At 69.0% G+C, this 300-nt stretch carries 1 protein-coding gene; it reads left to right on the top strand.

What is annotated here, in order from left to right; genetic code table 11:
- Positions 1-300 (top strand): hypothetical protein (locus QM841_RS42945; RefSeq protein WP_283336803.1); only part of this gene is annotated, 300 nt, incomplete at both ends.

Here is a 300-nt window from a genome sequence, read left to right as displayed (position 1 = left end):
CCTCCCCCAACCCCAAATCACCCTCAACTACCTCGGCCGGTTCGACCACCCGCCGTCAGGTCCGGAGGCGGGCTGGATGCCTGTGACGGATGTGGATCTCGGCCGACGACCCGACTCGGACCTTGCCGCTGCCGCCGTCCTGACAATCGATGTCGCGACGGTCGTCACTGAGGGCGCTGCACGGCTGACGGCGACGTGGTCCTACGCCGCCGGTGTCCTTGCCGCGACCGATGTCGACGACATCGCCGAGCTGTGGACCGAAGCGCTCACCGCCCTCGCCGACCACATCAGCCGACCCGG

Origin of the sequence: Rhodococcus sp. IEGM 1307 (genome assembly GCF_030056915.1) — a bacterium.
In the GTDB taxonomy this organism is placed as follows: Bacteria; Actinomycetota; Actinomycetes; order Mycobacteriales; family Mycobacteriaceae; genus Rhodococcus_F; species Rhodococcus_F opacus_D.
This window is presented reverse-complemented; position numbering and strand designations above follow the sequence as displayed.